General features: G+C 56.0%; 19 protein-coding genes, 1 tRNA gene and 1 pseudogene. 10 read left to right on the top strand and 11 right to left on the bottom strand.

What is annotated here, in order from left to right:
- The first annotated feature begins 118 nt into the window (after positions 1-118).
- The 7 genes from NUH87_RS15825 to NUH87_RS15795 all read left to right on the top strand — a co-directional run bounded on the left by NUH87_RS15825 (position 119) and on the right by NUH87_RS15795 (position 6,121).
- Entirely contained in the window at positions 119-517 is a 399-nt protein-coding gene (locus NUH87_RS15825; RefSeq protein ID WP_338521503.1) for a carboxymuconolactone decarboxylase family protein, read from the top strand.
- Positions 483-839, top strand: a complete 357-nt coding sequence (locus NUH87_RS15820) for a hypothetical protein (RefSeq protein ID WP_338521501.1) — start codon at positions 483-485, stop codon at positions 837-839. Before NUH87_RS15825 ends, NUH87_RS15820 begins: the two co-directional genes overlap by 35 nt.
- A 231-nt stretch (positions 840-1,070) precedes the next feature.
- Positions 1,071-2,552: a cytochrome c oxidase subunit II gene (locus tag NUH87_RS15815; protein WP_338521499.1), complete on the top strand. Its 1,482-nt coding sequence runs from the start codon at positions 1,071-1,073 to the stop codon at positions 2,550-2,552.
- A gap of 41 nt (positions 2,553-2,593) precedes the next feature.
- The gene (locus tag NUH87_RS15810) at positions 2,594-4,369 is read left to right on the top strand and encodes a cytochrome c oxidase subunit I (protein WP_338521497.1); all 1,776 of its coding nucleotides are present in this window, start codon (positions 2,594-2,596) and stop codon (positions 4,367-4,369) included.
- Complete coding sequence (locus NUH87_RS15805; protein WP_338521495.1) at positions 4,366-5,058, top strand: cytochrome c oxidase subunit 3; 693 nt, start codon at positions 4,366-4,368, stop codon at positions 5,056-5,058. Before NUH87_RS15810 ends, NUH87_RS15805 begins: the two co-directional genes overlap by 4 nt.
- Positions 5,059-5,062: 4 nt before the next feature.
- Positions 5,063-5,782: a heme-copper oxidase subunit III family protein gene (locus NUH87_RS15800; protein WP_338521493.1), complete on the top strand. Its 720-nt coding sequence runs from the start codon at positions 5,063-5,065 to the stop codon at positions 5,780-5,782.
- A 21-nt stretch (positions 5,783-5,803) separates the two neighbouring features.
- A complete protein-coding gene (locus tag NUH87_RS15795) occupies positions 5,804-6,121 on the top strand; it encodes a cytochrome C oxidase subunit IV family protein (protein ID WP_040072143.1) in 318 nt (105 codons plus the stop codon).
- A 34-nt stretch (positions 6,122-6,155) separates the two neighbouring features.
- On the opposite strand, the gene NUH87_RS15790 is transcribed toward NUH87_RS15795, so the two are convergent.
- The gene (locus NUH87_RS15790) at positions 6,156-6,710 is read right to left on the bottom strand and encodes a magnesium transporter (RefSeq protein ID WP_338521490.1); all 555 of its coding nucleotides are present in this window, start codon (positions 6,708-6,710) and stop codon (positions 6,156-6,158) included.
- A gap of 241 nt (positions 6,711-6,951) precedes the next feature.
- On the opposite strand from NUH87_RS15790, the gene NUH87_RS15785 reads away from it, so the two are divergent.
- Positions 6,952-7,293: a hypothetical protein gene (locus NUH87_RS15785; RefSeq protein ID WP_040072145.1), complete on the top strand. Its 342-nt coding sequence runs from the start codon at positions 6,952-6,954 to the stop codon at positions 7,291-7,293.
- Here the strand turns inward: NUH87_RS15785 and NUH87_RS15780 are convergent.
- Together NUH87_RS15780 and NUH87_RS15775 are read right to left on the bottom strand one after the other, a co-directional pair.
- On the bottom strand, positions 7,281-7,946 hold the full coding sequence (locus tag NUH87_RS15780; protein WP_338521487.1) for a glutathione S-transferase family protein: 666 nt from the start codon (positions 7,944-7,946) through the stop codon (positions 7,281-7,283). The genes NUH87_RS15785 and NUH87_RS15780 overlap by 13 nt on opposite strands.
- A gap of 65 nt (positions 7,947-8,011) precedes the next feature.
- On the bottom strand, positions 8,012-8,620 hold the full coding sequence (locus NUH87_RS15775) for a glutathione S-transferase (RefSeq protein WP_338521485.1): 609 nt from the start codon (positions 8,618-8,620) through the stop codon (positions 8,012-8,014).
- 153 nt (positions 8,621-8,773) lie between these two features.
- On the opposite strand from NUH87_RS15775, the gene NUH87_RS15770 reads away from it, so the two are divergent.
- Positions 8,774-9,685 (top strand): LysR substrate-binding domain-containing protein, encoded by a 912-nt coding sequence (locus NUH87_RS15770; RefSeq protein WP_338521483.1) that lies wholly within the window; start codon positions 8,774-8,776, stop codon positions 9,683-9,685.
- Here NUH87_RS15770 and NUH87_RS15765 read toward each other — a convergent pair.
- Positions 9,643-9,840: pseudogene (locus NUH87_RS15765) on the bottom strand (hypothetical protein); the annotation flags it as partial. The gene NUH87_RS15770 and the pseudogene NUH87_RS15765 sit on opposite strands and share 43 nt — an antisense overlap.
- Before the next feature lie 537 nt (positions 9,841-10,377).
- Between NUH87_RS15765 and NUH87_RS15760 the strand changes: the two are divergent.
- Complete coding sequence (locus NUH87_RS15760) at positions 10,378-10,821, top strand: hypothetical protein (RefSeq protein ID WP_338521481.1); 444 nt, start codon at positions 10,378-10,380, stop codon at positions 10,819-10,821.
- 1,060 nt (positions 10,822-11,881) lie between these two features.
- Here the strand turns inward: NUH87_RS15760 and NUH87_RS15755 are convergent.
- From NUH87_RS15755 to NUH87_RS15725, 7 genes are all read right to left on the bottom strand, one after another.
- Positions 11,882-12,910 carry a reverse transcriptase family protein gene (locus NUH87_RS15755; RefSeq protein WP_338521479.1) on the bottom strand — a complete coding sequence of 343 codons (1,029 nt, stop codon included), beginning with the start codon at positions 12,908-12,910 and terminating at the stop codon, positions 11,882-11,884.
- Between the two features lie 614 nt (positions 12,911-13,524).
- Positions 13,525-14,370, bottom strand: a complete 846-nt coding sequence (locus tag NUH87_RS15750) for a phosphoribosyltransferase-like protein (RefSeq protein ID WP_338521477.1) — start codon at positions 14,368-14,370, stop codon at positions 13,525-13,527.
- 507 nt (positions 14,371-14,877) lie between these two features.
- Entirely contained in the window at positions 14,878-15,648 is a 771-nt protein-coding gene (locus NUH87_RS15745; protein WP_338521475.1) for a nuclease-related domain-containing protein, read from the bottom strand.
- A 145-nt stretch (positions 15,649-15,793) separates the two neighbouring features.
- Positions 15,794-15,961: a YhfG family protein gene (locus NUH87_RS15740; RefSeq protein ID WP_090234743.1), complete on the bottom strand. Its 168-nt coding sequence runs from the start codon at positions 15,959-15,961 to the stop codon at positions 15,794-15,796.
- 190 nt (positions 15,962-16,151) lie between these two features.
- The gene (locus NUH87_RS15735) at positions 16,152-17,615 is read right to left on the bottom strand and encodes an ATP-binding protein (RefSeq protein ID WP_338521472.1); all 1,464 of its coding nucleotides are present in this window, start codon (positions 17,613-17,615) and stop codon (positions 16,152-16,154) included.
- 429 nt (positions 17,616-18,044) lie between these two features.
- Positions 18,045-18,120 (bottom strand) — tRNA-Thr (locus NUH87_RS15730).
- Between the two features lie 218 nt (positions 18,121-18,338).
- Positions 18,339-19,580: a nucleoside deaminase gene (locus NUH87_RS15725; RefSeq protein WP_338521470.1), complete on the bottom strand. Its 1,242-nt coding sequence runs from the start codon at positions 19,578-19,580 to the stop codon at positions 18,339-18,341.
- Positions 19,581-19,714 lie beyond the last annotated feature (134 nt).

The following is a 19,714-nucleotide window of genomic DNA, read 5'->3' as shown; positions in this document are numbered from 1 at the left end:
CGATATTTAGGGATTTATCGCCGGAGTCTTCCTGCTGCCGGCCCTGGCTTGGCCGTCGGCGAACTAAACTGGTTCTACCTCTGAGGCAGATGTCTCCAGAGAGGTCAGGAGGTGTCAGATGGCCATTAATGATACTTATCGAGAAATTGAACAGACCCTTGGTGTGGTACCGGAGTGGATCAAGCAGATGCCGGCAGGCGGAGCGAGCGGATTCTGGGGGGTGGCCCGGGACTTTTGGCTGGCAGATACCAAAATCCCTAATAAGTACAAGGAGCTGATTGGTCTGGCGGTGTCCGGGGCGACCCGCTGCAAGTATTGCGCCCTGTTCCATACCGAAGCCGCGCGCTTGTTTGGCGCGAGCGACGAGGAAATTTCCGAAGCCAGCTTGATGGGGGCGGTGACCATGATGGGCAGCACCTTTATCAACGCCCAGCAGATCGACTACGAGCAATTCCGGCAGGAAACACTGAGTATCGTCCGGTATGTCAAAGATCACTCGCAACCCAAGGCCGCATAAGCCGTTGCGCGAACCCGCCCTTCGCCAGCTGACGAAGGATCAGTTGATTGCAATCACCAGCGATGGTCCTAGGACCACCGCTCGGTGGCAAGCGGCCGTGATGCGCGCCATCGGCGAACTCATGCAGTACGGCGATACCGCCCGCGAAGAGAACCAGGACCTGCGCATTCCTTTCGCCAAGGCGCTTCATGACCTCTATGCGGGCCGCAAGTCCGACGCCGAGCTGACGGAAATGGTGTTGCTGATGCTGGAGGTGGAAACCGCCCCTTTGCTCGGCAACGAGCCCCGGGCGGGAGCGGTATCCGGGAACGATGCCCCCTGATCTACGCTGGGATGACAGGTTTTCCGTCTGTCCAAGCCCCCTGGCCCACCCTCTCTGTGAATCGGTGCCGCAGGTCTCCTGACGCGCACTATACTTTTATGAAATTTGCCCTGGGGATAGAGGCAATTTTCCAACAGGCTTGGGAGGTGGATGAGTCAGTGACGTAACGCTGCGGTTTGGCGCCGTTGCGTTCGCATGACTACAGGGCAACAGGCGCAGGATGAAGAGAAAATGGCGATAGCAATCATCTTAGTTCTAGTCGTCGTTGCCTCAGTCCTGTTCCACCTGTTCGCTCCCTGGCATCTGACTCCGGCCGCCTCCAACTGGGGATCGATAGACACCACACTGCTGATCACCCTGATCATTACCGGAATCTTTTTCATCGCCATCACGGTATTCATGGCGATCGCGGTGTTTCGATTCCGTCACCGGGCAGGTTCCCGGGCGGTCTACCAGCCGGAAAACAAGAAGCTGGAAGGGTGGCTGATCATCGTCACCTCGCTGGGCATCATCGGCATGCTGGCGCCCGGCCTGATCGTCTACAACGATTTCATCCAGGTCCCGAAAGATGCTATCGAGCTCGAAGTGGTCTCCCAGCAGTGGCAATGGTCCTTTCGCTTTCCCGGCCACGACGGGAAGTTCGGCAAGTCGGATGTCAAATGGGTCGACGCTACCAATCCCTTCGGTATTGACCGCAATGATCCCGCGGGACAGGACGATATACTCGTCCTGAACAATGAAGTCCGGCTGCCCATCAATCGGCCGGTAAAAGTCCTGCTGCGTTCCAAAGATGTCATACACAACTTCTATGTTCCGCAGATGCGCGCCAACATGGACATGGTGCCGGGCATGGTGCCTTACTTCTGGTTTACCCCGACCAAACTCGGCAAGTTCGAAGTCCTTTGCCTGGAGTACTGTGGCCTGGGTCATTACAACATGCGGGGTCATCTGATCGTCGAGGAACAGGAGGCTTTCGATCGATGGCTCGCCAGCCAACCGACGTTTGCCCAGACCCTGGCGAGCGCCGCCACGCCCAGCCGGGACAGCCTGCTGGAAAAAGGCCGGCAGCTGGTCGAAAGCCATGGCTGCCGCGCCTGCCATAGCCAGGATGGCAGCGCCAGCCTGGGCCCGAGCTGGAAGGACTTGTATGGCCGCACGGAACAGCTGGCCGATGGCAGCCGTGTTCAGGTCGACGAGACCTACCTCAAGTCGGCGATCCTCGAGCCCACGGCCAGACGGGTCCAAGGCTACCCGCCGGTGATGGTGGCCTATACTTTCACCCAAGATGAGCTGGGCGCCGTGGTGGCCTTCATCAAATCGCTGAGTGCGGCGGGGCAGAAGGAGCAAGTCCCGGCGAGCGAAGCGGCAGGCACCGGTGATGATCGGGTGGCACAGGGACAGCGGCTGGCCGGGTCGATGGGTTGCCTTGCCTGCCACAGTCTGGATGGCAGCCAGGCTGTCGGCCCAAGCTGGCAGGGCTTGTACGGCAAGATGGAAACCCTGGTGGATGGCGCTCAGGTCAAGGTCGACGAGGCCTATCTGAGGGAGTGCGTTCTCACGCCTGCTGCCAGGAGAGTCAAGGGTTATCCCCCGGTCATGCCGGTCTTTACCCCCAGTGACAAGGAACTGGATGCTCTGGTCGCCTTCATCAAGTCGAAAAGCAATGTCGACGCTGATACCGGCAAGGTGGAACCAGGCAAGTCGCCGCAATAAATAGCCGGAAACACTCCCACGCTCGTTCGGAGGATGTTTTGATGGCTTATGTGGAGCACGCGGAAACAGCGGTCCTGCACGAACCGAAGAGCTTTATCACGCGCTATATCTGGAGCCAGGACCACAAGGTCATCGCCCTCCAGTATTCCCTGACGGCCATGTTCGTGGGCGTCATCGCCCTGGTGCTGTCCGACCTGATGCGCATGCAGATCGGGTTTCCCGGCAGCCTCTCATTCATGGATGCCGGCACCTACTATCAGGCCGTGACCATGCACGGCATGATCATGGTGATCTACCTGTTGACGGCCCTGTTCCTGGGCGGCTTCGGCAACTATCTGATTCCGCTGATGGTGGGCGCCCGTGACATGGTCTTCCCCTATGTCAACATGCTCAGCTACTGGTTCTACCTGGTCTCGGTGCTGGTACTGCTCTCCAGCTTCTTCGTCACGGGCGGGCCCACCGGGGCGGGCTGGACACTCTATCCGCCGCAATCCATGACCCAGGGCACCCCGGGTTCCACAGCGGGCATCGTGTTGATGATGGTGTCGCTGGCGATCTTCATCGTGGCCGCCACCATGGGCGGGCTGAACTACGTGACCACCGTGCTGCAGGCACGCACCCACGGCATGACCTTGTTCCGCATGCCGCTCGCCGTCTGGGGCATCTTCATGGCCTCGGTCATGGCGCTGCTGGCCTTCCCCGCCTTGTTCGTCAGCGCGGTGATGGTGCTGTTCGACAAGTTGCTGGGGACGAGCTTCTTCATGCCGGGAATCATCTCGATGGGGCAGCAGCTCGCGCATCAGGGCGGTAGCCCGATACTGTTCCAGCACCTGTTCTGGTTCTTCGGCCATCCGGAGGTCTACATCGTCGCCCTCCCGGCGTTCGGCCTGGTCTCCGACCTGATCAGCACCCATGCGCGCAAGAACATTTTCGGCTACCGCATGATGGTGTGGGCCATTATCGCCATCGGCGTGTTGAGCTTCGTGGTCTGGGCGCACCACATGTACGTCAGTGGGATGAACCCGTACTTCGGCTTTTTTTTCGCGGTGACCACCTTGGTCATCGCGGTGCCGACCGCGCTGAAAGTCTACAACTGGGTGCTGACCCTATGGCATGGCGACATTCACCTGACGGTGCCGATGCTGTTTGCCCTGGCCTTTATCCTCACCTTCCTGGTCGGTGGCCTGACCGGGTTGTTTCTCGGCAACGTGATCGTGGATATCCCGCTGTCGGACACCTACTTCGTCGTGGCCCACTTCCATATGGTCATGGGCGTCGCGCCGATACTGGTGGTCTTCGGCTCGATCTATCATTGGTTTCCGAAGATCACCGGGCGCCTGCTGAACGACACCCTGGGCAAGCTGCATTTCTGGGTCACCTTCCTGGGGACCTACTGCATCTACTTCCCCATGCATTACCTGGGTTTGCTGGGTATGCCGCGCCGCTACTACAGCTATCCGAACTACGAGTTCATCCCGCAGTCGGCGCAGCAGTTGAATGCGTTCATCACCATTACCGCACTGATTGTCGGCGTGTTCCAGTTGCTGTTCCTCTTCAACCTGTTCTGGAGTGCCTTCAAGGGCAAACCGGCAGGTGGAAACCCCTGGGGCGCGGCCAGCCTGGAATGGCAGACACCGAACACCCCGCCGGTACACGGCAACTGGGGCGAGAAATTGCCGGTCGTGCATCGTTGGGCCTATGACTACAGCGTGCCCGGGATAGAGCAGGACTTCGTTCCACAGACGGTCTCCGCCGAAGCGCTGGAACAGATGAGGCAGCGCACCGCGCAGGCCAGGACGGCGGGCGAAGGACCATGAACAGGCCACTATTGAAAGACACCGCAGGCGGCGACAGCGGAGGTCGCTGGCACCAGCCCCCCGACGACACCCGGGCGCCGGATGGCATCGACCGGGCGAAAACCGCCAAAGTGGGCCTGCGGGTGTTTTTGGGTGTGGTGACCTCGCTGTTCTTTCTCTTGCTGCTGGCCTTCATTACGCGCTCACAAGTGGCGGACTGGCAGCCTCTGACCGAGCCGCTGGCGCCGCTGGCCAGTGCCAGGCCGCTCTGGCTGAACACGATCCTGCTGACGCTGGGCAGTGTCAGCCTGCAGTGGGCGCGGGTGGCCGCCCGGCGCGGTGCCTTGAATGGGGCCACCCTCGGCTTCGCCTTGGGCGGCGTTTTTGCGATCGCCTTTCTGGGGGGACAACTCTGGGTCTGGAAGCAGTTCGTCGACTGGGGCTATTTCGTCTCCGGCAATCCGGCTAACAGCTTCTTCTACCTGTTGACCGGCGTACACGGGCTGCACCTGTTGGGAGGCCTGGTGGCCTGGGGTCGAGTCGGCGCCCGGTTCCTGCGACGTGTTCCGCTGCCGCAACTGGCGCCCGTCGTGGAGCTCTGCGCCATCTACTGGCACTACCTGCTGGGCGTCTGGATCGTCCTCTTCGCCCTGCTGACCAGCACGCCGGAAACCTATGAAAACATCGCCGCATTCTGCGGTCTGAGGTGAAGCCATGGCATCGCCCCCAGCAGGTCCGGAAGACCCCGGCCTGTCCTTACCGCTGACCCCACCCGATACGCTGGTACCGGGATGGCAGGGCATCGCCAACGACTGGTCCTCGGATCGGGACGCGTTCAAGCACGTCCCCTGGGGCAAGGCGATGATGTGGATCTTCCTGCTCAGCGACACCTTCATCTTCAGCTGTTTCCTGACCGGCTACATGTCGGTACGCATCAGCACCACCGTCCCCTGGCCGAACCCCAGCCACGTGTTTGCCTTGACCATCGGCGGGGCTGAAATCCCGCTGATCCTGATCGCGATCATGACCTTCGTGCTGATCAGCAGCAGCGGCACCATGGCCATGGCGGTGAATTTCGCCTATCGCCGTGTACGCACTAAATGCGCTGCCCTGATGCTGGCGACCGCGGCCTTCGGTGTGACCTTCGTCAGCATGCAGGCGTTCGAGTGGAGCAAGCTGATTGCCGAAGGCGTTCGCCCATGGGCGAACCCCATGGGGGCCGCGCAATTTGGCGCGAGTTTTTTCATGATCACCGGTTTCCACGGGCTGCACGTGTCAGCCGGCGTCATTTACCTCTCCATCGTGGCATTCAAGGTCTTGCGCGGAGACTACGAGCGCTCCGGAAACTATCAGATCGTCGAGATAGCCGGGCTGTACTGGCACTTCGTGGACCTGGTGTGGGTGTTCATCTTCGCGTTGTTCTATTTATGGTGAGTCGGTAGAGGAGTGCTGGCGATGGCGCATGCACAAGGTCAACAACATCCACTCAGCCTGTACCTGAAGATCTGGGGATTGTTGTTCGTACTCAGTACCCTGTCCTATCTGGTCGATTATTTTCACTTCCAGGGCTACTTCAGGTGGTCGCTGATTCTGGTGCTGATGTTGTTGAAGGCCGGCCTGATCGTCTCCGTCTTCATGCACATGGCCTGGGAACGTCTGGCGATGGTCTACGCCATACTGGTGCCGCCCTTGTGCCTGCTGGTGCTGGTAGGCCTGATGGTGGCAGAGGCGGACTACGTGTTTTTCACCCGGGGAGTGTTCCTCGGGCCATGACAGGTTTCCGCCTCCGGCGTACTCGAACGGCGTCCTATATCGTTCGCTTGAACTGATGCCATCGATACAGCCAGGCCACTATCCAATGGGGGGCCGCTGGGCCGCTACCGGCCGCTTGCAGCTGTGGGTGATGTTGGATGACCCGATCCAGGGTCGACTCCTGATTGGGTTCAACATCGACGAAGAAAATATACTCGCCTTCTTTTATCCGCTCTTTCAGCTTGCGGAAGTGGGCATTGGGCACCTGGATACCAAAAAAGCCGCCTTCCCAGATAGAGAACCCCAGTATCACGATGGTCAGAAAGACGAACGGCATCCAGCCTGCCGCGGTTTCGGTCCAGCCTGCCAGATAGGCTCCCCCCAGCACCAGGGCGGCTAGCGGTACGCCAATGACTGCGCCGATCTCGCCAGAACGGACAACATCCTGCTTCATGAATGAGTTCACATCATGCAGGTGATGCTGTTCCACAGCGGCATCCCGATCGCTGAGCACATGAATCTGTTCGGTACTGATACCACTGGTTTCCAGTTCGCTTTCAACGGTTTCCAGGTCGTCGAGATTATCGCTGATGTAAAAGTGTCGGTTCATGAGTCACCTCCTACCGGCTATCCGCAGGGGTCCCCTTTTTCTGCAGTCGTTATCTGAAATTCCAGATCGTTATCCTGTCTCTCTGGATAACCTTGCACGCTCACTGTCACGCAAAAAGTATAGCACCCGCCTTTGCAAGGCCTTGGCCGCCCGGAGGCTGTAGCGGTTCCTTGTCGGTTGTCTAGAATCTAATAAGAGGTCGGGTCGTCCCCAAAGCGACTACCCCAGGAGGTTTCTCGCCATGAACACCTTAACCATCAAAAGCTGGTGCAAAGCCAGCAGCGATCAACGGTCCATCCCGATGGGGGAGATCCATTTCCACGTCAATGACGACGACCATTTGCGTATGGAGGAGGCCGAAGAACATCTGCAGCAGACCCACGAGCCTGAAGTGATGATCGATGTGGATATGACCACCATGGAGTTGATCACGCCTGAGGAATGCGGCCCGCTGTCTGATTGCCAATTGCGCGTCTATTTGAGCGCAGGCGACCAACGCGGTCAGTTCCACCTGGTCGGGCATCGGGCGAGCGACGGCAGTCTGATCTATACCAATGCGGTGATGATCGATCAGTTGGGTTGATTCCCCGGGGAAGGGGAAATGTGCTTTCGCAGGGGCAGCGGATCGAGCGCTGCTCCTTTGGTATAGGCGGCCAGCACTTCTTCGCGGGCCGCGATGCGCTGCAGATAATCGGCGACGCGGGGCAATCCGCGGATATCCACGTTCAACTGGGCGTGGATGCGCAGCCAGGGATAGATGGCCATGTCGGCAATCGAGTAGGCCGGACAGATGAAATCGCGTCCCGCCAATGCTTTTTCCACCGTGTTGAACAGGCGTTCGGTCTGTGCCTGGTAGCGGGATCTTGCGTACTGATGGTCTTCGCCATTCTGGTGAATGAAGTGATAGTTCTGCCCCGCCATCGGCCCCAGGCTGCTGATCTGCCAGGCCAGCCAGTGGAGCACCGCATAGCGTTCGGGCCCCGCCGACGGCAGGAACCGCGCGTGTGTTTCAGCCAGGTATTGAAGAATGGCACCGGACTCGGGCAGGGTCAGTGCCTGCTCGTGGTCTACCAGCAGCGGAATTTTTCCATGGGGGGTCAATCGGGCGAAATCCGGCTGGTGTTGCTCGCCCTTCGACAGGTTTATCCGTCGGATTTGATAAGGAACGCCAAGTGCCTCCAGCATGATCAGTATCTTGTGACCATTGGCCGTAGGCGCGAAATAGAGTGTGTACATGGCAGCGGCTCGCACAAGCCAGGAATGGCAGGCTGGAAGTCGGCGCGGTCGAGCCGCGCCTGCGCTCAGGCAATCGGGTAACGTTTGAACAGATCGGTCTGTTCCAGGCGCGCCGCATGGGCCTTGAGGGCCGGGAAGTCGTCGGCCTTGACGACGTCGGGAATCATCAATTGCATGAACGACCAGGCCACGGCGCTGGTGAGGGCGGCCTGATCGGGCCGCTCGCCTTGTGCCGGTTGCGTCGCCAGTTGCTTGTCCAGTTCAGCGCAGGCCGCCAGCAGTTGTCGGGTGACACGTTCAACCCAGGGCTGGTGCAGCTTCTCCGCCGGACGCAGGTTATGTTCATAGACGATCTGGACGGTTTTCTCGCACGCCGCCAGCGCCAATCCCACCGTGCACAAGGCGTTGGCCAATGCCTGCGGTTGCTGCGGCAACAGCTTGGCAGCGGGTGCGCCGAGGGTTTCGAAGTAGTCGATGATCAGCGTCGAGTCCATCAGCACGGAACCGTCGTCGAGCAACAGGCTCGGGGCCTTGACGACCGGATTGATCCTGGAGAACGCCTCGAAGGTGCTGAACACCGACAGCGGATCATGTTCGAATTTCACCCCCAAAAGATCCAGGGAAATGGCCACCCGGCGAACGTAGGGTGAATCCAGCATACCGATAAGCTTCATCCATCACTCTCCTTGGTTGATATTGATCTGCAGTGCCAATGTCCGGCGCATCAGTCCTTCTGCGGGTCAAAAACTTCACTCTCTCTTACAATAGAGAGAAGCGTCAGGCTGTAGTATCAGTATTTTTTATCGTAAACAGTAAGAATAGGTTACATGTCGAATATTCCTCCGATCACCTGTCTGCGCAGTTTCGAAGCGGTTGCAAGGCTGGGCAGCGTCACTGCTGCCGCCAAGGAACTGCATGTCACCCATTCGGCCATCAGCCAGCAGATCAAAGTGCTGGAAGAGATGATCGCGGTCACCTTGTTCGTCCGTGAGGGACGGGGCTTGCGGGTCAGCGAAGACGGGCGTTTGTACGCCTTGCAGATCCGTGAGGCGCTGGGCGGGATCGCCGAAGCCACGCGGCTGATCAAGACCCAGCCCAAATCCACGGAGCTGGTGGTCGCTGTCCTGCCATCGTTCGGGTTCAGTTGGCTGGTGCCACGCCTGCCCCGGTTCCAGCGCTTGCAACCGCACATCAGCATTCGCCTGCAGGCGAGTCTGGCGGTATCGAACCTGACTCGAGAATCTGTCGACGTCGGTATCCGCATGGGCAAGGGCGAGTGGGACGGGGTGGAGCAGCGTCTGCTGTTCCACGATGAGACGGTCGTGGTGGCTGCTCCGCATTTCAATGGCGGGGTGCTGCCGCGGACCCCCGAAGAGATCGTCGAGAGCAACATCATCTTCAACATGGAATCGTGGCGGCCATGGTGCCAGGCGGCGGGGCTGGATATCGACGTTCCACGCATAGGCCTTTGCAGCAACGACTCCAACCTGGTGCTGCAGGCTGTACGCCTTGGCCAAGGCATTGCGCTGGAGCGCCGCAGCCTTGTGCACGATGCGATCCAGCGGGGAGAACTCGTGCAACTTTCCGAATTCACGGCCCCTTACCCATATCCTTACTGGCTGGTGCTGCCCAACCGGGAACGTTCGGAAGCCAAGCAGCGGGAATTTTCCAGTTGGCTGGTCGGTGAAGTCGATGACTACCTGAATGAACTGAACTCTGGAAAAAACGAAACGGAGTGAAGCATGCCCCATGACAGGGACCGCTCCACCGGGGTGGTATGCAAGCTGACTTCGTCACCGTTCAGTTCGGCTACTTCGAGCAATTTCGACACGTAGGTCAGCGCGTTCTGAGCGTTGACGCCTGGCTGGATGGCAAAAATCATGGGCCTGAGAGGGGCATTTCAACGTTTGCTGAAAGAGCCGATTTTCAAGATGCAGGTGGGCATACAACGCTGCCAGATTTTTATACACGTTCGGCTGAGGTAGGCGGGCATGATAATGCGCCGTGTCGGTGTGTGCCCTGCGGGCCGTTAGTGATCGGCTCGCTCAGGGTTATCTGATGCAGATAGCTACTTGTGCCCTGCGCGGAGATCAGCGCTGCTCAACCAGGACGAGAATTGGCCTGCCGAAAAAACTCATATTTCCCACGCACTTCAGGCATGGGAGAATATTGCGTGCGCCAAACGCCAGGGCTACTGTTCAAGTGTCGCTGCAAATTCAGCGATACGGGCTTGGACACCCGGGGAAATACAGGGCGCACAGCGCCGCGAAAGCGGCTTTTTTGTATTCGCTTTTTATGGCGAGCTGTGTGCGGGACACTTTCGAGTGTGCCGGGTTACCTGTTTTCCCGGTTGTCCAACCTGCGCACAGTTCGCCACCCATTCGCTTGGACACGAACGTGGTGAACTCCTTTCACAAACAGGAGATTCAACATGGACAAGAAGCTCATTCCCGATCCGCCAGTCGTTCGTAAAGCTCCCAGTGCCGCGGAGAAGGGTATATACCTGCGCAAAGTCGCTGATGACCTCGGCAGCAAGGTGGAGCCGGAGCCATCTAGCGCGCCCCGTTTACTCGATACCCTCGCTTTTACTTCCCCCAAGCCCGTCATCCCCGAAGATCCGTGCAAGCCCACGCTGTTTGCCATCCAACCGGGCGTGACTGCCCTAGATGCGCTGGCCTACGTGTCGCGATTGCTCGAAACGGCAGAGCTCAATGGCGACGAAATTAGCTTGCATACCAATCCGGTTGAGCGGGCGCTGTTCTGGGGAATGCTGCATTCGGTCGAAGTAGCTCGTGCGGTGGTGGATGCCCTACTTGAGGGGGCGTCCCCGTCGTATCAGACATCGTCAGTTTTGGATGGTCATCCGATTGATTGAGGTGGTATTGGCTGTGGCTGAGGTTGTAGTCAGCAGGTTGGACAGCTTGCCATACGCATGAAGCGAAATTCGATACGCCGAAAACGCCAAAGCCCTGCATTGCGGGACTTTGGCGGCACCTGACGTACGGTAGCGCTCGGCGGGGCTAGATCTTCCGCGGGTATGGAATTCGGTGGAAATTTCGTCATACCTCAAACGGTAAATAAATCAGCTAGTTATGGTTGGTTCTCTGTGGAATCAAATCCGGAGGCGCGACAATGGCATAAAATTGCGCACTCCGGTTTCTCTAGGATTCTGCTATATCCGTTCGGTAAGGGCGCAAGTCGTGATTTGGCTGATCTTTCATGTCGCTCAAGGTAAGCGTCTTGGCTGGGAACCATTTGGAGTCTAGAGTGGATGTGCTGGCGACTTGCCGGTCTCAACGGGTGAGAAACATGGAGCGCTATAAAAATCTTAGTGGTCAGTCAAACGTAGTGGCATATGAACTGGGCCAAGGGGCGATTACCGTACAGTTCGCCTCGGGAACCAATAGGACCTACGTATATGACTCCAATCGCCCCGGACCAGTGGTGGTCGCGGAATTACAGCGACTTGCGGTGGCAGGGCGCGGACTCAATAGCTATATCTCAAGTGTGGTTAAGTCTAATTTTTCTCGTAAATATTGAATCGGGTAAAAGGGGGTGAATTTATTTTCCGATTAAATAAATTCGCCCCCTTTTGCAAGGACTTGGATGATTGGATGGCATCATGGCAAATTTTCCAAGGTCCAACTCCACAAATTCGATCCGATCTCCAGGCCGAAGGCTGGGATTGGCGCGTATCTGAGCCGGGATAATGCCTTGACCTCTGGAATTAACGTTACTGTCATCATGGTGCCTGCCTAGCGTGAGTTGGCTCCACACCTACAGTAAAGATGACTATCTCAGACTTCGTATCCAGCTAGAAAGCTAACAGATGGGTCGCATCCATGTTCATTGCAAGGGGCGACAGGCTAAGACCATACACCGGCCTTCAGTCAGGCTCAGGATATAGGAGTTGGCACTCAGATTTATCATAAAAACTATGAAGGAAGACTCATGCCGAAATTGGGGCGTAATACATCCTTACACCGATGAGCCTCAGCATTTTTCGGCTCCGCCTGTAACCAGAAATTCACTTTTCCGAAAATCGAATCGAGATAGAACGGATCAGTGATCTTCTGTTGTGAGACATGTGACAGAAAGCCGTATTTCTCAATATAGAAAACGTCTTGCTTAATAGCCCTTTTAAGATCTCTGGTGACTTTCAAACTCACGCCGGCTACCGACAAACCGGTGACAATTTTCTTATTTTTATCAATCATCAATCTGGTTTTCGAGTCATTCACCGTCAAACCGTACTGTGTTACGATTGAGGTAATTAATTGAGGCAGGTTTTTTGATATGTAACCACCAGAAAAGGTCATATCATCTGCGTACCGCGTGTAGTTCAGATTGTTTTTTTTGGCGAGTCTAGAAAGTCTTTCGTCGAGCCGGTATAGCAGAATGTTTGTGAGGTATGGACTTGTTGAAGATCCTTGTACTAACTTTCCTCTATTGCAGCACAATGCAGCTAGCAAATGAGATACGCCTTTCGAGTATCCTAAATCAGAAAAGAGATTAATGACCCAGCTAATCCCGATGGAAGGAAAGAAGTCTTTCAAGTCCATTTTTAGCAGTGTTGTGCAGTTGAGGTGAGGGCTTGCGTTGGTGAAAATTGAACGCCCTGGTACGTAACCGTGCGCATTTTCATGGACAGTGCAGTTCAGCAGTATGTTCTTGTATATCCAATCCTGGCATTGGAGAAGGCTTGGATAAGGCGCATTAATTATACGCTCTCCACCGGATCGTTTCTTTATTGTGAACGCTCTGTAGAAACTTGAGCTTCCGTGAATCATGGCTGACATGGTTTTAGAATCTATCCCCATCAGCAAGGATAGATGTTCAAGTTCAAAAATCACTGGAGCGCCAGAACTTGCAAGTGCCTTTACTTGATCAAGATAACGTTCAATCAACTCAGGCGAGATACCACGACTTAAGAAAAATTGCTTCCATTCACTGATTTTCTTCATGAAAAACCCACAGATGACTACCTTCTAGACTCGCGCTCGAAACCGCGAGGCGTGCGAAAGTGGGCGAAGCCCGCTTTTGTGCGCCTTGCGGTTTGCGGAAACGCGAAGCGTTGTAGCATTGCATCCGCCGGTATGCTTCACCGCCGGTGGATGCAATATCGGTTATCGACCACCTTAACCTAGGGAGCGACTTCACTCCATCGTACTAGCCTCTGTGGGCAGGAGCGAGAATACTACAAGGCCAAAAAAAAGCAACTCGCGCTCTGCTGCCCATCAGGCGTCCAGTAAAAAAACATTGGGCACGTAAAATTCGTTGATCCCAATTTTACGTCCTCGCATTTTTTGAGGGACTTGGCGCCAAGTTTTAGAACCGCCGAGTACTCGACCTGACCCCGCCAGGAATATAGTTCGCCCCGTCTGAGTTAGATGAATCAAAGAGTCATGTTCGGCTACCAGTTTTCTCGCGGCTAAAGAGCTAAAGACCTTGAAAAAAACTGCCCCAGACAGTTTGCTCCGCTGGAGTATTGTATACGGCTGCAAGCCAGATCGCGACTCGTGCAATATCCGCATTATTACAAAGTCGGCGCGGAGAAAATTGGGGCTGGTATATTTAATCATGCATCCCTCATCGCTCTATGAAGCATAGTTGGCCGTATCTCTTGTCTACTATTAAACGGCCACCAGAAAACTGGAAGCACGCTATTTGGCGTGTTGGACGCTTCGCGACAATATGCTGCTTGGGCTCCGTTATATCCTAGACTAGGCATTACTATCCCTTCGTGTTCTTGAGATAGTCCGACCTCTAGGTTTGTCATCAGAGAGCGGTACTCGGCTGCGATTTCATCAGGGAAAAAGCCATCAATCGCTTTTTTTATTATTGTCTGGGCTGAAATATCAATACCAGCATTTCTCACTGCATCTAGCCCATGCTCAGTAGAAACTAAAACTTTAAAGGAAATAGAAAATCCGTCCACTTTGCCATGAGTAAAAACTCTGCAAAGTTCATTGTATCTGCTAATTACCGTCTGGCCCGAACCTACAAAATCATCAACAACATAAAGCCTTTTTCTGCCAGTTTTTTTGTAATTTTTATAAGCTGAACCAAATGCGTTAACTCCGCTAAAACTCAGCCATCCCTTTTGAGTAAATACATATTTGAGATTATACGTTATCTCCTGAGAGCTATCAGGTCCAGAGTCTGCCGCCATGGCCACTATCTGTGCATCATCCCCATAGCCATCCTCACTCATTATCTCCTCGGCAAGCGCGCCAAGCTTTTCACTATATTCTTGCCTAGACATATAGTAAAAGTTGTCGATTATCTTTAGTAGCATCTCTCGAGAGTTTGTACATTTGCACTCTTCGTAGAGCATGTGACTAAGCTCTGCTACTTTTGCGCCAACCCACGGCTGACGAGCAATTAGATTTATTACAGTGTTGAAATTTTCTTTGTTATCCATATGTCAGATTCTGTAAATCTTAGAGCTCGCTAGCCATGCTTCCGCTTGGCACCACCCTTGCCTCATGAATGTAACTGCACTCTAGGTATTTAATCAATACCCAATCTTGGCATGACGGCACTAGCGACAGGAGCGTTGACAGCCGCGATCCTTCAGAAATTTTTAAGCAGTGGAGGAAGGATTCATCCTCTGACGCTATCCAGTATCTCGTGGAGCGATGTCGATGGAAAATCTGAACCAGCATGAGGGCATCGGCAGTCCTCGGAATGACGAAATTTCTGCTCCGCATCAGCCAACCCTTTCCGCTCCAGGCAAGACCTACAAACCGAGCTGCCGCTCAAAACTTCGAACGTCGCGCTCCACTGGAGAATTTCTGCTCTGCTTTCATGGCGCTAGCTCTCCGACTTCGAGAAAAGGTGACCGATTTATTTTCTGACTTTGTCGAATCCACCGCTCTCACCGATAGCCCACGCCACCCCTATCTGTCAGCTCATACCCGAAAGCTGGCTACAGGCCTTGCCTCACTCTGCACTTGGGAAACATCGAACAGCCCCAGAACTGCTGCCCTGCCTTCGGACCAGCGTTCACGGTGCGGATCACCAGGGTGCTGCCGCATTTCGGGCATTGCCGCTCGGCTGTTGGGTCGCTACGGCGTTTCAGGTTTTGCACGTGTTCGCGGTGGGTAGCGAGGGATGGAGTGCGCCGGCTGGTTTGTAGGGCATGCATGAGGACGTCGACCTCGGTCTCCGTGAATACCCTCTGCTGGAATGACTTGATGTAGCGGATAAAGCCAATGCCCTGGGTGACGTTGGCCGGCATCTGAGTCTTGAAGGTGCTGCCACCGACGAAGGTGATGACCGAATGCAGGTGCTTGGAGTCAGCGCCAAGGGTGGCTTCCAGGGCTTTGAGGTGTTTGTAGTTTTGCCGCAGCGGGTTCTGGAACTTGAACGTGCGTTTGTAGAGCTTCTGCGTCCACTGTGGCTGCTGCTCGCTGCCAAAGATCCAGCCGCTCATGTTCTTCGTTTCCAGCACGAAGATGCCGTAAGGCGAGAGGAAGACGTGGTCGATCTGCGTTGTGCCGTCAGATGTGTTCAGGGTGACGTTGTGCAGGCGGCGGTAGGTCTGCTTATCCAGTTGCCAATGGGCGAACAGACGCACCCGGAGTTCGCCGATCTGACCCTTGGCCCAAGGCGACTTGAGTAGGCCGAACAGCAGTATCAGCGGGATCAACCAGCCAAACGTGCTCCAGACCTGCGCGATGATGGGGGTGAGGTTCATAGCCATCACTCTGTTTGAGCCATCGAGGCAGGCGGGAAAATCACTTCTTTGGTGTCGAGGTTTTTGATGCTCGATTGCACCTTGATCTCAATAGAAAAGGGGACGTATTTATTTACTGCCTTGGGGACTCTCTCTTGTCTGGTATTCAAGCTTTGATTTGCCGAACGGCCATGAGCGCAGCTTCGCGAGTGGGAAGCTTGTGATCGTCATTTGGGGAGGTCGTAAAACCCTCGAGGCGCAAGCTGGCCGCGAAGTTGGATTTACGGTGTTTAGCGAAATAGGCTTTTTTTGCTTGAAAGCTCAGCTTTTCCACGTCTGCTCTCCACGGATGTGTGCCTGAGAACATGGCTTATTCAATCGCCTGCTTGGGGCTTCTTAAGCCATGCTCGCCCTGATAGGGCCAACGGGTTGTGTCCAATGCATCGTCGCGATCATTAACCCTGTAGAGCACCCGTGGTGTTGACACCAAGACTCGAAACCGGGACAGGGTTGATCACCCAGGTCTACAAACCGTTGGTCAGCACCATCAGGTCCTGAACGAGAACGCCTTGCGCTTCAAGCTGCCGAGAAACGCTTGTGCTTATCCGAGGAGCAAGTGCTACATATTCCACGGTCCAGGATGCAAAACGCGGTTGGGCATTCAAGAACCTTGCCGTAGCTGTCTTCAATGGAGTGATGGATGCCAGTAGCTTGCTCTCATTGCGCTTGCAGGTGCCGAAGCGAATGCGCCGTTCATCACCGCAAATGGCGACCAGATCAATTTCGACGTCGCTGCGATCCCAATAGCCCTGGATTCGCTCGGTAAGAGGAAAATCACCGAGCCCTCTGCGGCTGCGCTCTTCATAAAGTTGCCCGACCAGGTCCTCCAGGGCAGAGCCCTCTACTTGCATCAGGCGTTCGTCGGCCTGTTGCAGCAGTTTTTCAATTGGGCGGAAAGCGACAGCCGATACCGGTTGCTGCAATGCCGACAGCCAAGCCTGAAGAAAATTGTCGTGGATGTAATAGCGGCCAGAACGCGCGCGCGGGGCAGCGAAGATCGGCAGGCGACGCTCGATCATCTGATAGCGTTCCGACAGGATTTTCAGATAACCGCCCACCTGCTTGACCTCGCCGGGTCCTGAAATCTCAGCCATGGCCGCTTCGATATCGGCGTTGGTGCAACCTGGGTGCTGCGCCAAGTATTGCAGCAGCATGTCGTAACGACCGCGAAGCTCACGTAAAAACCAGCTGTCGGCTTCGTTGCGCAAGGGGGACGAACTGGAGAAAAACAGTTTGCGCAACACCTCTTGGCGATCGGCGGCCAGTACGCCTTGCTCATAGGCGTCGCGATAGAACTTGGGAACCCCTTCAAACAAGCTCCAGAGGAACAATAGTCGCTCAGGCTGGGTGTCCGCATGGGCTTGGAGGACCTCAAGGATTGAGCTGATATCCAGATGTCCGAGTTCTAGTGAGTCAGTTGTCCGATTGAACAGCGGCGCTGCACGATCTTCGAGCAGCGCGGTCATCTCGGCGTGCAGTGACCCCAGCACAATCAACCCGCCAGAAACGCTCTCAGACTTGGCGGCGAGCCGGTCGACAACAGCCTGCAGCAGGGAACAGAAGTCGAACAGGCGCTTTCGATTGAAATACTGAAACTCGTCCAGTGCTATCACGTATCCGTCTTCAGCAAGGCGCCCGATCAGTTCGGCCAGGTCACCCAGGCTGTGCACTCGTTCATTGATGCCGAAGGTACTGAGGTAACCATTACAAGCTGCCACCACGCCCGTTGGGTCGGAGTCAGGGATCTGGATATATAGCGTCTTGTTAATACCCGCTGCTTGCAGCGCTTGCTGGATCAGCGCGGTTTTACCAATTCGCCGTCGTCCGGAAATTTGTAAAAAGAACCAGCGCTTGCGCTCAAGCACCTGCTGCATCTGCTGCAGTTCGAGGTGCCGTCCGTAGAACGACCAGGGTTTTGACTGAGCCATCGGATCACAACCTTGAATAAGGTAAAAAGTTTTAGGTTAGATTCAGATCAGCCAGAAAGCCTGGAAATGACGCAGCTGAACAGTCATCGAAACTCTAATATAAAAACTTTTACCTTAACTTGAAAGGTTTAGAAAAGCCTTGTCACACAAGGTCTTCAGCCAGGAATAAATGTTTCTTTTCAGACAAAAATACACACGATTAGAGCTTGCTTACCGTGGGCAAGTCAGACTTGGCGGGACTGTTGGGGGCATGCTGCATTCGGTGGAGGTGACTGGTGCGGAGAGTGCCATTCGGCGCCACGCTTTGATTTTTTTCAAAATGTGGTTCGTACCAAGGGCAATGCTGTGGTCTTCGTTGGTCCGGATGACGCACGTCTACACCCCAGAAACAACAAAGCCCCCGCATTTCTGCGAGGGCTTCGTTTTGTATGGTGCCGGCACCAGGAATCGAACCCGGGACCTACTGATTACAAGTCAGTTGCTCTACCATCTGAGCTATACCGGCGTGCTAGGGCGACGATTATAGCGATTGAGGGGGTTCTGTAAACCCCTGATATCTGACTATTTTTGCAGAGCCTGCCGCAGAGGGATCCGCCTGTGACGACAATCCCGGGCATTGTCCTGGCCGGTCGATCGCGCTTGCAGGATAACCGCCTGCCGTGTCACCGGATTCAAGCGGATACCCTGTTCCCCTTACAGGCCGCGATACAGCCCCAGCTCCTGTCAAACCCCGCTTTTTATCGCTTTGATCAACGCCTCACTCAACACCTGCGCCGGCCCCACTTGCACGCTCTGGGTGTAGAACGGCGGCAGGTTTTGCGCCAACTCCGACAGCGCCTGCGCCGTGGTGTCTCCTGGCAGCAGCACATATTGCAGGTTCGACGGGTAGCTCTGTGGCACCGGCCCTTCCATGGTCGAGCCGTAGGCGCCCAAGGTCATCACGGCTTGTGCCGTGGTCGGGTCCGGCGCATAGAGGAACACGAAGGTGCCGTATTTCGGATGGGTGAGGTATTGCTCGGCCTCGGCACGCACGGCGGGGTCCTTGTCGTTCATCAAGGTCCAGCGCATCACCGCGTAACCACGGGTGGTCTCCATGAAGGCGGTGCGGATCGGCGATTGGCTTTCGTTGCCGCCCAGGCACACCAGCAGGTTGCCGAACGGATCGAGCAACGCTACCGAGTTGAACACACCCGCCTGTTGCGCGGTCTTGAGCAGCGGCGGGGCCAGTTCAGGGCCAGGGTCGCGTGGATTGGGCGCGGTGACGCTCAGCGCGTACGGGCTCAGGGCCAGCAGCGCCTTGCGCACCGGGCTGTTGGGCGGCAGGGTGGCGGGGTTCTTCAAGTGCGCGGGGTCGACGCCGCTGTTGTTGCTGGCTGCACGTACGGTATTGACGCTCGCGTCGAAGATCGAGGCGGTCAGGTAATACGCCGCGGAATCGATGCTTTGGCCGCCAAATACCGGTGTCTTGGAGCCCTGGTAAGCGCGGTCGACCGGAGGTTTGACGGCGTAATAGGCCCAGGTTTTTTCCGCCTGCTGACGAAGCTTCGGCGGCAGGGAAGGGAAGTTGAACTCGCTGTTGTAGTTGATCCCGGCATAGCTGTCGATGGCGCTGACCGCGACGTTGAAGCCGGCGGTGAGCAAGGAGCCGGCGCACATCGCGCAAGGGTCCAGGGTCGTCACGACGGTCAGTTGCGCGGGCGGCGGCAGTTTGAGTTCGGCGGCGTTGGCGTAGTACCAGTCCACCAGTTGCCGCTCACCGTGGGCCGTCGGGTCGTGGGGTAGGAAATAGGGCTTGGCACTACCCGGAAATGGCATCAGCACGTTGTTGTGCATGGCGGCGATCACTGTGCCGGTGGCGTTGTCGATGATGGCGCCACCGACGGCGAAGGTCTGTTGCAGTGCGGCAAGTATGGATTGGTTGGCGACGAGATCTACGGCTTCCTGTGCGCTCTTCACTGTGCTCATTTTGCTCCGCTCCTTGCTGTCCTTTTCACCGGAAGATTCCGGCGTTTTCAGACGATAGTTCAGGGCGTTTCAAACACAAGGGCGGAGGAACGCCTTGGCGTTGATGGCCGGCGGTTATGTGCTTTCGCTAGAAC

This window comes from Pseudomonas batumici (genome assembly GCF_036585405.1).
GTDB classification, from domain to species: Bacteria; Pseudomonadota; Gammaproteobacteria; order Pseudomonadales; family Pseudomonadaceae; genus Aquipseudomonas; species Aquipseudomonas batumici.
Note: the sequence above shows the minus strand (reverse complement) of the source record. Positions and strands in the feature narration are given on the sequence as shown.

Coding starts and splice junctions, on each gene's coding strand:
- NUH87_RS15825 (WP_338521503.1), top strand. CDS start 119: ATGGCCATTAATGATACTTATCGAGAAATTGAACAGACCCTTGGTGTG.
- NUH87_RS15820 (WP_338521501.1), top strand. CDS start 483: ATGTCAAAGATCACTCGCAACCCAAGGCCGCATAAGCCGTTGCGCGAA.
- NUH87_RS15815 (WP_338521499.1), top strand. CDS start 1,071: ATGGCGATAGCAATCATCTTAGTTCTAGTCGTCGTTGCCTCAGTCCTG.
- NUH87_RS15810 (WP_338521497.1), top strand. CDS start 2,594: ATGGCTTATGTGGAGCACGCGGAAACAGCGGTCCTGCACGAACCGAAG.
- NUH87_RS15805 (WP_338521495.1), top strand. CDS start 4,366: ATGAACAGGCCACTATTGAAAGACACCGCAGGCGGCGACAGCGGAGGT.
- NUH87_RS15800 (WP_338521493.1), top strand. CDS start 5,063: ATGGCATCGCCCCCAGCAGGTCCGGAAGACCCCGGCCTGTCCTTACCG.
- NUH87_RS15795 (WP_040072143.1), top strand. CDS start 5,804: ATGGCGCATGCACAAGGTCAACAACATCCACTCAGCCTGTACCTGAAG.
- NUH87_RS15790 (WP_338521490.1), bottom strand. CDS start 6,710: ATGAACCGACACTTTTACATCAGCGATAATCTCGACGACCTGGAAACC.
- NUH87_RS15785 (WP_040072145.1), top strand. CDS start 6,952: ATGAACACCTTAACCATCAAAAGCTGGTGCAAAGCCAGCAGCGATCAA.
- NUH87_RS15780 (WP_338521487.1), bottom strand. CDS start 7,946: ATGTACACACTCTATTTCGCGCCTACGGCCAATGGTCACAAGATACTG.
- NUH87_RS15775 (WP_338521485.1), bottom strand. CDS start 8,620: ATGAAGCTTATCGGTATGCTGGATTCACCCTACGTTCGCCGGGTGGCC.
- NUH87_RS15770 (WP_338521483.1), top strand. CDS start 8,774: ATGTCGAATATTCCTCCGATCACCTGTCTGCGCAGTTTCGAAGCGGTT.
- NUH87_RS15760 (WP_338521481.1), top strand. CDS start 10,378: ATGGACAAGAAGCTCATTCCCGATCCGCCAGTCGTTCGTAAAGCTCCC.
- NUH87_RS15755 (WP_338521479.1), bottom strand. CDS start 12,910: ATGAAGAAAATCAGTGAATGGAAGCAATTTTTCTTAAGTCGTGGTATC.
- NUH87_RS15750 (WP_338521477.1), bottom strand. CDS start 14,370: ATGGATAACAAAGAAAATTTCAACACTGTAATAAATCTAATTGCTCGT.
- NUH87_RS15745 (WP_338521475.1), bottom strand. CDS start 15,648: ATGAACCTCACCCCCATCATCGCGCAGGTCTGGAGCACGTTTGGCTGG.
- NUH87_RS15735 (WP_338521472.1), bottom strand. CDS start 17,615: ATGGCTCAGTCAAAACCCTGGTCGTTCTACGGACGGCACCTCGAACTG.
- NUH87_RS15725 (WP_338521470.1), bottom strand. CDS start 19,580: ATGAGCACAGTGAAGAGCGCACAGGAAGCCGTAGATCTCGTCGCCAAC.